General features: G+C 37.0%; 11 protein-coding genes. 5 read left to right on the plus strand and 6 right to left on the minus strand.

Translation table 11 applies throughout. From position 1 onward, the window contains the following. Positions 1-14 precede the first annotated feature (14 nt). Complete coding sequence (locus FFJ24_RS13530; protein ID WP_371716576.1) at positions 15-1,232, minus strand: glycosyltransferase; 1,218 nt, start codon at positions 1,230-1,232, stop codon at positions 15-17. Positions 1,233-1,275: 43 nt separating this feature from the next. Here FFJ24_RS13530 and tgt point away from each other — a divergent pair, with 43 nt between their 5' ends. The 5 genes from tgt to FFJ24_RS13555 all read left to right on the plus strand — a co-directional run bounded on the left by tgt (position 1,276) and on the right by FFJ24_RS13555 (position 9,830). Continuing rightward, complete coding sequence (gene tgt, locus FFJ24_RS13535; protein WP_138821991.1) at positions 1,276-2,406, plus strand: tRNA guanosine(34) transglycosylase Tgt; 1,131 nt, start codon at positions 1,276-1,278, stop codon at positions 2,404-2,406. A gap of 1 nt (position 2,407) precedes the next feature. Further along, positions 2,408-3,511 carry an LptF/LptG family permease gene (locus FFJ24_RS13540; RefSeq protein ID WP_138821992.1) on the plus strand — a complete coding sequence of 368 codons (1,104 nt, stop codon included), beginning with the start codon at positions 2,408-2,410 and terminating at the stop codon, positions 3,509-3,511. A 2-nt stretch (positions 3,512-3,513) separates the two neighbouring features. Continuing rightward, positions 3,514-4,392: a DMT family transporter gene (locus FFJ24_RS13545; protein ID WP_138821993.1), complete on the plus strand. Its 879-nt coding sequence runs from the start codon at positions 3,514-3,516 to the stop codon at positions 4,390-4,392. A gap of 2,347 nt (positions 4,393-6,739) precedes the next feature. Then, the gene (locus tag FFJ24_RS13550) at positions 6,740-9,544 is read left to right on the plus strand and encodes a hypothetical protein (RefSeq protein ID WP_138821994.1); all 2,805 of its coding nucleotides are present in this window, start codon (positions 6,740-6,742) and stop codon (positions 9,542-9,544) included. 4 nt (positions 9,545-9,548) lie between these two features. Continuing rightward, positions 9,549-9,830 (plus strand): lipopolysaccharide assembly protein LapA domain-containing protein, encoded by a 282-nt coding sequence (locus FFJ24_RS13555; RefSeq protein WP_121286739.1) that lies wholly within the window; start codon positions 9,549-9,551, stop codon positions 9,828-9,830. 340 nt (positions 9,831-10,170) lie between these two features. Here the strand turns inward: FFJ24_RS13555 and FFJ24_RS13560 are convergent, their stop codons facing one another. The 5 genes from FFJ24_RS13560 to FFJ24_RS13580 all read right to left on the minus strand — a co-directional run bounded on the left by FFJ24_RS13560 (position 10,171) and on the right by FFJ24_RS13580 (position 14,110). Then, positions 10,171-10,467: a hypothetical protein gene (locus FFJ24_RS13560; protein ID WP_138821995.1), complete on the minus strand. Its 297-nt coding sequence runs from the start codon at positions 10,465-10,467 to the stop codon at positions 10,171-10,173. A 61-nt stretch (positions 10,468-10,528) separates the two neighbouring features. Further along, a complete protein-coding gene (locus tag FFJ24_RS13565; protein WP_138821996.1) occupies positions 10,529-11,251 on the minus strand; it encodes a pirin family protein in 723 nt (240 codons plus the stop codon). Between the two features lie 109 nt (positions 11,252-11,360). Continuing rightward, positions 11,361-12,044 (minus strand): DNA alkylation repair protein, encoded by a 684-nt coding sequence (locus tag FFJ24_RS13570; protein ID WP_138821997.1) that lies wholly within the window; start codon positions 12,042-12,044, stop codon positions 11,361-11,363. A 63-nt stretch (positions 12,045-12,107) separates the two neighbouring features. Then, positions 12,108-12,869: a hypothetical protein gene (locus FFJ24_RS13575; RefSeq protein WP_138821998.1), complete on the minus strand. Its 762-nt coding sequence runs from the start codon at positions 12,867-12,869 to the stop codon at positions 12,108-12,110. 74 nt (positions 12,870-12,943) lie between these two features. Continuing rightward, positions 12,944-14,110, minus strand: coding sequence for a PLP-dependent aspartate aminotransferase family protein (locus tag FFJ24_RS13580; RefSeq protein ID WP_138821999.1), 1,167 nt, complete (start codon positions 14,108-14,110; stop codon positions 12,944-12,946). Positions 14,111-14,120 lie beyond the last annotated feature (10 nt).

Below are 14,120 nucleotides of genomic sequence, written 5' to 3' on the forward strand. Positions count from 1 at the left end.
TAAAGGATTATTGTTTATTTCCAGTTTACTTTTTTCTTACCAAATAAGGCTAAAAATCCGTTCAGCGTTAAAAATACAAACAAAAGTATATCTAAAATCGGGAACCACCAACGCAAATCGCCATAGTTTAATCGTTTCAGCAATTTTGGATAGATAAAACACCTGATGATGATGCTTAGTGCCAGGATCCCTAAGGCTACATATTGTGCCTCGCGACTGAAAAACATACACGCAGCAAAAAAACCATAAAACAAAAACTGAAACACGATCTGGAGGCTCAAAATAAATTTATGTTTCGATTTATAGAGTTTACCAGCCCCAAAATGGCGCTTTTTCTGTCTCAGATAACCCCTCCAGGTTTTATTGGGTTCACTCCAAACATGACTGTCAGGATGTAAACGGATTTCGGTATTGTATTTGGTTGCGTGTGCATTTACAAATAAATCGTCGTCACCAGATGGGATATGCATGTGCGCTGCAAAGCCTTTATTTTTAAAAAAAAGCGATTTTTTGTAAGCCATATTACGTCCAACACCCATGTATGGCATTCCTTTTAATGCGAAAGACAGGTAATTTACTGCAGTAAAAAAGGTTTCAAACCTGATTAGTGCATTTAAAAGACTTCTTTTTTTCATGTAAGGAGAATAGCCCAATACAATCTCGGTATTTTCATCGGCTGGCTGCTGCATATCCATCAGCCAATGCTCAGAAGCAGGCGTACAATCGGCGTCGGTAAAGACCAGCCAATCATATTTAGCGGCCTTTATACCCATGGTTACTGCGAATTTCTTACCTGCTATAAATTTATCGTTATCTAAAATCTTCACAACTTTGAGGTTGGAATACTTCTTCTCCAGTTGCTCTAAAAACTCTTCTGTACCATCCCATGAGCGATCATTAACCACCACTACCTCAAACTCAGGGTAATTTTGACCAAATAAAGAAGGAAGGTACTGCTCTAAATTTACAATTTCATTACGGGCACAAACAATAACACTTATCGGTTTCCGCGCCGATAACGGCACCTCTTCAATCCCAACCCTGGCCAGTTTTAAATGAACAAAAAGGACATAATAGAGCTGAACCAAAAGGCCAAAAGCCAATATCGAGAGCAGGATAATTTCAAGCGGGGTTAATATCACGATGGTAAAATAAATAGGCGCAAATTTCTCATTTTTAATCTGTAAAACACTTTTATGTGGATAAAAAATTAAACAAAATAATGCCCTCAATTTTTGCTATTTTTGGCAGATTTTTGACGAGAAAAAACACATTATGAAATTTAGTTTACAGGCTAACGATCCACTATCAAAAGCCAGGGCCGGGACGGTAACAACAGCCCATGGCGAAATACAAACCCCTATTTTTATGCCTGTGGGCACTGCCGGGACGGTAAAAGCTGTACATCAGCGCGAACTTAAAGATGATATCGACGCAAAAATCATTCTGGGTAATACTTACCACCTTTATTTAAGACCAGGTTTAGAAACCCTGGAACAAGCTGGTGGATTACATAAATTTATTGGTTGGGACCGGCCAATTTTAACCGATAGTGGCGGCTACCAGGTATATTCTTTAAGTAAAGTTCGTAAAATTAAAGAAGAAGGTGTTACTTTCCACTCTCATATTGATGGATCAAAACATCTTTTTACACCCGAATACGCAATGGATATTCAACGCACTATTGGTGCAGATATCATTATGGCCTTTGATGAGTGCACGCCTTACCCATGCGACTATACTTATGCTGCTCAATCAATAAAAATGACACACCGTTGGTTAAAACGCTGCTGCGAACGTTTTGATACCACAGAACCTAAATATGGTTTCGACCAAACTTTATTCCCTATTGTACAGGGTTCGGTGTATAAAGATTTACGTATTAAATCTGCAGAATTTATTGCCAGCATGAACCGTGAGGGCAATGCCATTGGTGGTTTATCAGTTGGTGAGCCTGCAGAAGAGATGTATGCGATGACAGAAGTGGTATGCGATATATTACCGGTAGAAAAACCGCGTTATTTAATGGGTGTAGGTACACCGATCAATATCTTAGAGAATATTGCCTTAGGTGTGGATATGTTTGATTGTGTGATGCCTACAAGAAATGCCAGAAACGGCATGCTTTTTACCAGAAACGGAATCATCAACATCAGGAACAAGAAATGGGAGAATGATTTTTCTCCATTAGATGCAGAGAGTGATCTGCATGCTGATTTAGTAACCAGTAAAGCATATTTAAGACATTTAGTACATAGCAAGGAGATGCTTGGCGCTCAAATTGCTACTTTACATAACTTACATTTCTATCTTTGGCTGGTAAAACAAGCCAGGGAAAAGATCATTGCTGGTGAATTTTACGAGTGGAAAAACAAAATGGTTAAAGTATTAGGCAACAAGCTATAAAATGAGTCTGTTAAAAGGAAGAATAAAAATCATCGATCAATACATTATCGGAAAATACCTGGGTACATTTATTTATACCCTGGCCATTTTTGTGATCATTATTGTGGTGTTCGACCTGTCTGAAAAGATGGATGATTTTATGAAAAGTGGCTTGAGTTTTTGGGGAATCCTCTCCAAATATTACGCGGGTTCCATTCCTTTTTATGTGAATATGCTTTCACCACTGATCAATTTTATTGCGGTAATTTTCTTTACGGCTAAAATGGCCGATCAAACAGAAATTGTACCAATTTTAAGTGGTGGTGTGAGTTTTAACCGCTTTTTATTTCCATACCTGGTATCAGCTACGATTATTTTTTCCGCCAACTTACTTTCAAATCTATACATCCTCCCCTATACAAATACCCTGAAAAATAGTTTTGAAAACACCTACGTAAAGCGTAACGATCCTTCAACGAAATCTAACATCCACATGAAACTGGATGACAAAACTTATATCTACATTGATAATTTCGACAATAAAACGAATTCAGGATACCGCTTTTCTCTTGACAATTTTAATGGTGATATTTTAACCAAAAAAATCGTTGCTGAAAATATTAAATGGGATTCACTTAAACGTAAATGGCAATTAACTAATTACTCCATCCGTAAAATTGATGGCTTAAAAGAAACCATGATTTACGGCAATGGAAAACTAAAAGATACCATTCTGGATATGCGTCCGGATGATTTTTCTGCTTATGATAATGTGGTGCAAAATTTAACCACAAAGGAACTTTCAGATAAGATCAGGAAAGAAAAGATCCGCGGAACAGGCGTAATGAACGACCTTCAGTTTGAAAAATACAAACGTTACTTACACCCGCTTTCCGCTTTCGTATTAACGCTCATTGGTGTGGCACTATCATCGCGCAAAGTGAGAGGAGGGGTCGGTGTATCATTAGGTATCGGAATCTTTATCAGCTTCGCTTATATTGTATTTAATCAGTTTACACAGATGTTCTCTACCAAAGGTGGATTACCTCCTTTTGCAGCAGTTATTATGCCTACGCTTTTCTTTGGGCTGCTAGGCTTTTACCTATTAAGGAAAGCACCAAAATAGCAATGGAAGCTACCAAAAAAAACCTGCTCATTCTTCATCTTACTGTATTTGTCTGGGGCTTTACAGGCGTGCTTGGAAAATTAATTTCAATCGATGCCGTACCCATGGTCTGGTACCGGGTATTGATTGCATCAACAACTCTTTTCGCCTGGTTCCTCATCACAAAAAAGAATATCAGGATTACGAAAAAACAGTTTTTGCAATTCTTTTTAACCGGCGGGATCGTTGCCATTCACTGGATTTTTTTCTTTCATGCCATCAAAGTTTCTACCGTTTCGGTCACGCTGGTATGCCTTTCTTCTTTCACTCTGTTCACCGCGATTCTAGAGCCGTTGATTAAAAAACAGCCTATACAAATGGGCGATATCCTGATCGGTTTATTAATAATTTTAGGCATATACATGATCTTTAAATTTGAAGGTCAATATACTTTAGGGATCATTTTTGGATTGCTGGCAGCAGTGGCATCGAGTCTTTTTTCAACCATAAATTCTACATTGGTACAAAAAAGTGAACCTTCTATTATCGGTTTTTATGAGCTGGTTGGTGCGCTTTTCTGGATCACGATATACCGCTTATATGACGGAACTTTGCTGCACACACACTTTAATCTAAGTGCAAAAAACTGGTTCTATTTAGCACTTCTGGGTACACTTTGTACATCAGTTGCGTACGTAGCGGGTGTTGCAGTAATGAGAACTTTATCTGCTTTTAGAGTAGCGTTAATCACTAATCTGGAGCCTGTATACGGCATAGTATTAGCCTTCATTTTCTTTCAAAGCAAAGAGCAAATGACAGGTGGATTTTATATTGGTGCAACGATTATCCTGGCCTCCATTTTCCTCTATCCGATCTACAAAAAGAGAAAGAACAAGCTGTAGAAAGCAAGTCCATACACCGCAATATTTTCGCATTATGAAATAGCTGTCTTATCGATCAAATCGCTATAGCATCAAACGTAGCGAAATAGAAATCCTCCGACTAGAATGGTCGTCATCTCGACCGAAGCAACGCGAAGTGGAGAGATCTATCCAGCCTATTTTACTTCATTAAGCATTCGGAAGCTTAACTAATCTGTACTCCACTACCATTAATAGAATCGTCGTCATCTCGACTGAAGCAACGCGAAGTGGAGAGATCTATCTAGACCAAAATTCGCTTCGTTAAGCATTCGGAAGCTTAACTAATCTGTGCTCCACTATTATTAACAGAATCCAATAGAATCGTCGTCATATCGACTGTAGCGCAGCGAAACGGAGAGATCTATATTTAGACATATTTCGATTTATTAAGCATTCGTAAACACAACTAATCTGTACTCCAATAACACTTACAGCTCCCATCAAAACGAGCCGTTATCGCGACAAATTGCAGTCCAAAATTTTCAGGAGAAAGATCCATTTTAATAGCTTTTCAAACTTCATTATACCTCGATCGAAACGACGATACCACGTCGTACCTAATACCACTTTACTCTATTTCCTATATATTCAAGTATCCACATCACAACCACATGAGCGAAGTCAAAAACATGAAATACAAGCCAAAATAAATTGAATATCTTTTCACTAATTTACCAATGCAGGTCGAAATTTACTGTCAATAAAATGAGGCCGCTAAGAAAAAAAAAGCAGCTTGTAAAGCTAAATAAGCAGCCACATCTAAACCATAGAATAACATCTTACTTATACAAAATAAAACTACTTGACAACACCTCAAATACAGCAGAATTTAAAAGCAAAAAACAATATCAAAATCAATAGATAAACAGAGTAAAATCTCAACAATACCATCCAAGAATAAACTAGCAAAAACAACAAATAATTCTAACAAAAAGTACATCAATAAAACACCAATTTAAGATTAAAAATAGCGCACAAAAAAAAGCTAAAAAATAGCATAGAAATACCTTCTAAAAATAGATAAAAACATAAAACAAAAAGTATTAAAAAGTCTGATTAATTAAGATTTAAGATTCACAAAATAGCTTCAAAAACCGTTAAGATACACCCATACAAAATCGGACTAAAAACAAGTTTAAAATCCAGTTACATTTCTTAAAAAAGGAGTAACATCATAGAATCCTGCAAACTAAATACATAACAATTAATTGAAATATGCGAATGTATTACCTTCAATCAGCTTATCTGCATCATACAAAACTGCCCGTTTCCGGCTGAAAAATTTAGGTTATAAAGACATCATAATTAAAAAATATCTTGTAAAAAAGACCTGATTATTTACTCAGATTTAGCCTAAATACCTTAGAAAAGCGTTAAAATTTGACCAATTGCCAATTGAAAAAATAACAAGCAACGGCAACTAAAAAGTGCCTTCAAACAACGATTTAAGCTATTTTTGACTTATAAATAAATTTTTCTAAAAAAGATATTTTAGAGCCCTTTACCCGAGAATATCGCAAGGAAATCGCATTATCGAGGTAAAAAATTGAAGATTTGAAGCCTAAAAACACTAAAAAAATATACAAATCGGGATATCTAAAGTAAAATTTAGACAAGAATTTCAGTATTAAAACCCTGGTTTAAGCCATGATAAACTGAGTTTTTAAATGCTAAACTACAACATCCGGAGCCACCTGTATTTGGAAATCGCAAGTTATGAGAGTTAAATTCAGACCTGATAACGAAAAAATCAGTCTGAATCCGGCGATAAAAACTAAAGACATTTTGTCATAAAAAGATCATTATACCCATAAAGCCGAATTTTAAGTCGGCATCAATTCATACATTAGACAGTATAAATTCTTAAAGTCTACGGCCCTGAAAATCTAATTTCAGACTAAGAAGAATTCAATTTTACTGTGGGACTTATTCTTCACCTAAGCAAATAAACCGGGCAATTCTTAACTCTTATAAATCATCAATGAAGGATGCTAAAATTCACAAGACTTAGGCTCAATTTTCGGAACAGAAACCTCATTCTAAAATTCATACTAAAATTTAAAAAGCCATAAAAATTTTTGAGGAAAATCGATTAATAAGTGTAAATTAAATCAATAAATTACTATTGATAAAAAATGTGATGAAGCGGTTAAATCAGAAATAAAATCAGGTTAAAAATCACGATAAAATCAATTTTTAATGAATTCACATAAATCACATTAAATTTTATTAATCAGCACTTTATCATATTAAATATAAATTAAAAATTCACTTTATAGAATCCCTTTAAAATTCAAAAAACTAAATATTTTAGCAAAGATTTTAGATGAACTTAAAAAAATCAAACAAAAAACTAATTATCAAGTATTTAAGTGTTATTACTTTAAGTTTTATTTCACCATCGGTTTTTGGGCAAATTTTCAGCACTGCACAAAACCCACTTAGTGTAAAATGGAACTACATTTCTTCAGGAGGCTTCAAAATCATCTATCCTGAAGAGTTGGAGAAAGAAGCCCAAAGAATGGCCAATACCCTACCCTATATCTACACCAGGATTGGCTTGGGTTTAAGGCAACAAAAAACTACTATTCCACTCCTATTACAGAACCGCGGAACGGTTGCAAACGGCTTTGTTCAGCTAGGCCCGCGGAAGTCTGAATTTTATGCCACACCGCCTCAATTTTTCGACAGTCAGGATTGGTTAAATAACCTTGCCGTACATGAGCTCAGGCACATCGCACAGTTTGACAAATTGACAGGAACACAGATTCATCCTTTTCCGGAGCTTGTTTACTTTGCCTACTTTGGTGCAGGTATACCTACCTGGTTTTTCGAAGGTGATGCGGTGGTTAACGAAACTGCACTGACCTATTCGGGCAGGGGCCGACAGCCAAACTGGATCATGCCTTACCGGGCTTCAATTTTGGAAGGCAAAAAATTCAGCTACAGCAAAGCCTATTTTGGTTCGAACAAAGACGTAACACCAGGCTACTACCAAACCGGATATCTGATGGTCGCAAATATGAAGGAAAAATACGGTCAGTTTATTTCCGACAGTTTACTTGGCGATATTAGAAAAAGACCAGTGAGACCTTACCCCTTTTCAAAAAGTCTAAAAAAATATACCAGGAAAAATACACGAGAATATTTTCTGGCTACCCAAAATAAGCTTGCCGAAAAATGGAAAATACAGGAAGAAAAATCAGCTTCAGAAAACTATGAAAGTTTAAATAAAAAAACATCGCTGTCCACGAATTATTTCTTACCGGTTAGGATCAATAAAGACCAGATTTTAGCACTCAAAGAAAGTAAGACGGATGCCCGTTATTTTGTCCTGATCAACAAAGATAAAACGGAGCAAAAATTATTCGGAATCGGTTATCAGGAACAGCCCTGGTTCAGTTTGAAAAACGATCTCTTGGTTTGGGATGAAATCCGTTACGATCCGAGGTACAAACAAAGAAGTTACAGCGTAATCTGTTCTTACAATTTAAAGACAAAAAAATTCAATAAGCTGAGCATCAAAAGCAGGCTCTTTTCTCCTAGCCTTTCTGAGGATGGAAAAAAAATTATTGCAGCCAAAGTTGAACTCAACAACCAGTTCAACCTGATAGAGATCGATGCTGCTTCAGGGAAGATTTTAAAGACCTATCTAAATCCGGAAAATGAAATCCTGCAAACACCAGCCTTCGATAAAACCGGAAATAAGATTGCTTATATCGGCGTAACGGAAAAAGGAAAAAGTTTATGGTTGATTGACGGAGAAAAAAAATCTGCATTGATTTTAAACAGCAGACAACAGCTCAGTCGCCCGGTTTTTATTAACGATAAAATTGTTTTCAATGCGCACTTCAATGGCATCGATAATATTTACGCGATTGATCCTACTTCAAAGAAAATTACGGCGATCAGCGCATCTAAATACGGTGCCTTTAATCCTACCGAAAGCAGTGATGGAAAAATCATTTTTAACGATTACAAAATCAACGGTTATGAAATTGCCGAAACCAACATTACAGAAAAGCCTGTAGCCGAAAATAACTTTGTTGATTTTTCTGCCGCAGCAGAAAAGCAGGAAAATGTTGGGAATGTTTTCGACAACATACCGGATAGCACTTACCAATCTAAACGCTACCATCAGGCTTTAAATCTTTTCAGCATCCACAGCATTATTCCGGTAATTGATAACGAATACGTTTTTGGTTTAGAACTGCAATCGAACAACTTGCTTAACACTATGGACTTTTATTCGGGTGCAAAATACCATCGCGATTTAAAACGTTTCGAATACACAGCAGACATTAGCTATAAGGCGCTATATCCGGTATTTAGTGTGTTGTACCGCAACCGTCCGAAAAGAACCTTCTACAGGGCTAAAAATGTGGTACAGCAAGGCGACTGGCGGGAGAACTATATTAAGCTTAATGCATCGCTTCCTTTATCGTTCAATGCCCGCAATGAGAACTATGCTTTTACGCTAAATGCGGCAACGAGTTTTACGCAAAGGTATATGTCCGAAAACATGCCTAGCAATTTTAACCGTGAGCTTAAATTCCCGATGGAATATAATTTTACTTTCAACCATAGTGTGCGTACAACCGAAAGAGACATTGCACCCAAATGGGCACAGGTGTTCAGGTTAACTTATGATCACCAACCCTTCGACAAAAATTTAGGGGGAGAAATTTTAGCGCTTGAAAGCTTCCTTTACTTTCCAGGTTTTGCAAAAAATCATTCCTTCCTGGCTAGCTTCAATTATCAAAAAGCGAGTGGTGTAAATCAGTATGCAACAGAGATTGCAACGGTGTATGGATACAACAACATCTTAGCAAAAAGCAAACTGCAGAACAGCTTACTTTTCAACTACCGTTTTCCATTTGCCTTTCCTGATTGGGAGTTGGGTCCGCTGGCTTATGTAAGAAATTTTAGGGCGGGTTTATTTTGCCACTATGAGAACATTGGCCAGGGCACAACCTTTAATGATCCGAAAACTTATGGGGTAGAATTGAACACGAGCGTAAACATTTTACGCTATCAACCTGTTGTAGATTTAGGAGCGAGATTGGTTTTTGTTAACCAGATTTACAATCAAAATCCGATATTAGAGTTTTCATTTAATTATAGCTTCTAAAACCATGAGCGCAAAAACAATCTCCATTATTATTTTAACCGCATTGCTGACCATATTTTTGATGGTAAATACCGAACCTGTAGATTTCAATTTTTTGGTTACCACAGTTCCGGTATCTAAACTTTTGGTTATCGGTGTTTGCATTATCATTGGTTTTATTATCGGCTTTGTAGTGGGTCGTCCACGAAAAACAGTAAGCAGTTACGATGATGAGATTGAAAGAAATCAACCTTCGATAGAAAAGAAAAATACCTTAAGCGACGAGGATAGAGATTACATTAGCTAAAGCCCAAAAATTCCATGGTCTGTGTCTCACAGACCATCAAGATTTATTTTCCCTGCGTACAACTAGCTTTAATGAGATTAGCTTAAAGTGTTTTGAAAAGCAAGTCCTGTAGCGCTATTGATTGACAGTCGGGCTTTTCGCTAAATCTTTAAAATGCAATTGTCATGCTGAGGTACGAAGCATCTGTTTCATCGCTTGCAGATGCTTCGTACCTCAGCATCACAGTGAAACGGAAGCAGGTGCTAATTTTAAAAGGATATCGCTGCAATCCCGTTTAGGTGGATTGGCAACTGCTGCTATTTGAGGGAGTAATAGCAAAGTGCAAAAAATATTTCTTTACTTAATTTAGTGCCGACATTATTTCGCCATAAAGGAGTCCACTTCCCCCGCCATAGTGCTGGATAATTTTTAATGCTGGTTTAAGTCCGGTTAGTTTTGCTCTCAACGCTTTTTCGCATGTTGCATCAATGCCGTTTCCCAAGAGTACCAAATCTATTTTATTTGTTTGGCAAATCTTGATAGCTTCCTCATCCGTACATACACAGATACCTTTCCACTCTGGTCTGGCATTCAACAGGCGGTTCATTACCGTCGTAATTTCAGTATCCCTTCCGATATAAAGTATGTTAGTTTGCATAGTTCTTTACATAAATAAACCTCGCAGGTTTTTAAAACCTGCGAGGTTTGGTTAAATTATTTTAGTTCAATTCCATCGGAACATCCATCAATAAAACCTTTGCATCTGCAGTATTGGCTTTAAAACTGAGACTATCTGTATCCCATACTCCTAATCCATCTCTTTTGCTTAATACCTGTCCGTCTATGGTTACTTCTCCATTGATTACGAATATATACACACCATTGCCAGCTTTTTTGATTTGGTATTCAGTTTCAAATCCTTCATCAAAACTACCTAACGAAAACCAGGCATCCTGGTGGATCCACACACCGGCATCATCCGAATTTGGCGATAAAATCTGCTGAAAGTTGTTGTGACGGGCAGCAACATCCAAAGTCTGTTGATCGTAACGTGGTGTAACGTTTTTCTTGTTAGGGAACAACCAGATCTGCAATAAATTTAATTGCTCGTTTGCATTAGCATTAAACTCGCTATGGCTCACACCAGTTCCGGCACTCATCACCTGGATTTCTCCATTTTTAATCACGGCTGAATTACCCATACTATCTTTGTGTGCAATTGCACCAGCCAATGGAATGGTAATAATTTCCATATTATCGTGCGGGTGAGCGCCGAAGCCCATTCCACCATCAATCAAGTCATCATTTAAAACCCTCAAAACTCCGAAATGCATCCTTTCAGGATTGTAGTAGTTTGCAAAACTGAATGAGTGGTGTGCATTTAACCAGCCATGATTAGCATGACCGCGGGTGTTTTCTTTGTGCAAAATGAACTGTGACATAAATTTCCTTTCTTATTTATGATACAAAGTTAATACAGTACTGCTTGCTGTGCATTGATGTAGGGTAAGAAGTGAGGGGCGTTGAGCGAAGAGTGCCAAGCGTTTGATATCACCAGAGATTAACTTTAGTAAGTACTGCATCGCTGTTTAATTCCCTCAGTGCATCTAAAGCTACCCAATTTGATTTTTTATTGTTCTGTGCCAGGATATTGTTTGCAGTTTGAATGGCATGCCCATGCAGGAAAGCATTACGCTTGCCGATTTGCCTCAACGCCCAGTTGATTGCCTTTTTAACAAAATTGCGGTTATCATAAGCTTCTCTTTCTATAACCGGAAGAAAAGCAAGAAAAGTTTCATTCGGTTCTTTTTTAAGATGAATGGCAGCCTCGGCCATCAACACAAAACCGACACGTTTCATAAATTCCGCTTCGGCCTGTGTAAACTCAAAAACCTTCGACTTAAAATAAGGCGTTTTAACAAAAAGATTTCCACAAGCCTGATCACAGATATCCCATGAACTGAAATCTTTCACCCAGGCGTTTATTTGCAATTCTGTTACTTGTTTATAATCGCCGATGAATGTGGCTAAAAGACGGGCTTCGTGAAATCCGGTTTTCCAAAGGTGTAAAGACAGCTCCTGATTTTTACCGATTGGCTTGCCCAGCTTACGGATATTGGGCACTCGAATACCAAAGGCCTTAGAAATATTGATTCCAAAATGAGCCATCTTTTTTAAATATTCAGGCTCACTAGTTGATTCTAATTCAGAAAGAATAAAAGAAATGTCATTCATGCCTGATCTTCAATTCACCAACCCTGATCATCGGTAGCGCACCAATGAAGTTGGAAAAAATTTTCACTTAAATTTTTCATTAAGGATGCTATCCATTAAAACGATATTCTTTTGAGGATTATTTTTGTACAAGGTAAAATCGCCTTGCATCACTTTATATTCCTTTGTTTTAGCATAATTTTTCTGCTGTATGCTATCAATTTTAGCCGCCTCGGCCCTATTAAAAATAAGCATTTGCATGTTAAATGTTTGCTTAACATCCGTTTTCTTGCCAGACATTGCCTCCATTGAGAATCCTTTAGAATAATCAATTTGTATACGCCTATCTTTGGCAGACCACTCGTAAAAAACGTCTTCAGTAGTTTGTGGCCTGAAAGTTGGCGTGCCAAATTGCTTCTCTAACTGTTTAACAAACTCGTTGTAAACAGTATTAGATTTAATTTCTGCATCGGCTAAAATCGCTACAGTTTTATTATTGTGAGTTAAAAAAGCGATCCTATTGAAGTATATGTTCTGATAATATGCAATACTATCAATTATCTTACTGTAATACGCTTTACCGTAAAAGGAATCTTTGCCATTCCAGGCATCAAGCTTATAGCCAACCGGATAGTCAAAAGGCATTGAATAGCCTTTTTTCATGAAATCCGGATCATTATTTACATTCGAGTCTATTTTAGATTTTAAAAATTCAAGTGGTTTCTCTTTGAAATCAATTTTTTCCAAATCCAGCCCTGCTTTTTTATTAATAGTTAAAGTATTTTTATCATTTTGATTGCAAGAAAACAAAACCGCACTTAATAGTATTAAAAAAAAGCTTTTCATAAAGTTATTTCAAATTAAAATATCCAATAAACAAATATTTTTATATGTTATCTAATTTCTCCGCTATAAAAACTTTAAGCCAGTGCCTGCTCAATATCAGCTAAAATATCGTTGATATGTTCTAAACCGATTGATAAACGAATGGAACCTTGTTCAATCCCTACTTCGTTACGTTGCTCTTCAGTAAGTTTGCTATGTGTACTTGTAGCCGGGTGTGTAGCGATAGAACGGGTATCGGCCAGATTTGCCGAGATCGAAAACATTTGCAAACCGTCCATAAATTTACGTGCAGCATCTATACCACCTTCAACAACGATGGTTACAATGCCACCACCCTGTTTCATTTGCTTTTTGGCAATATCGTACTGAGGATGAGATGGCAAAAACGGATATTTAACCAGCTTAATTTTCGGGTGTTTTTCTAAGTATTCAGCAACTTTTAAAGCATTTTCGCAATGACGGTCCATACGGATAGCTAAAGTTTCCAAACTCTTAGATAAAATCCATGCGTTAAAAGGCGATAATGCCGGGCCACTATGACGGGCAAAACCAATTACATCTGCAATTAAATCTTTGGCCCCTAAAATTACACCGCCCAAAACACGCCCTTGTCCATCAATGTACTTAGTAGCTGAGTGGATTGAAATGTGCGCACCGTATTTAATCGGCTGTTGCAGATAAGGCGTAGCAAAGCAATTATCTACAACAAGCAACATATTATGTTTTTTAGCCAAATTGCCCAAAAATTCAAGATCGATAATATCAATACCAGGATTTGATGGCGTTTCAATAAAAATCATTTTGGTGTTTGGCTTAATCAAAGCCTCCCAATCCTGCGGTTTATCTAAATCGGCATAATCGAAAGTTACACCCCAGTTAGAAAAAACATTGGTTAGCAATTGGTGCGTTGAACCAAAAACTGATCTACTGGAAACCAGGTGATCGCCATTTTTCAAAAATGCACCAAATGTGGTGAAAATCGCAGCCATTCCTGTTGCAGTGGCAAAACCATCTTCAGCACCTTCTAAGAGGCACATTTTCTCGATGAACTCTGAAGTATTTGGATTTGAATAACGACTATATACATTCCCCTCTTTTTCATTAGCAAACAAAGCACGCATTTCTTCCGCATCTTCAAACTTATAACTGGAAGTAAGGTAAATTGGTGATGAATGCTCTTTGTGTAAACTGCGTTCGGTTTGAGTGCGTATAGCTATAGTTTCAAAATTTTCGGATTTCATTTTTTATTAG

Source organism: Pedobacter sp. KBS0701 (assembly GCF_005938645.2).
Taxonomy (GTDB): domain Bacteria; phylum Bacteroidota; class Bacteroidia; order Sphingobacteriales; family Sphingobacteriaceae; genus Pedobacter.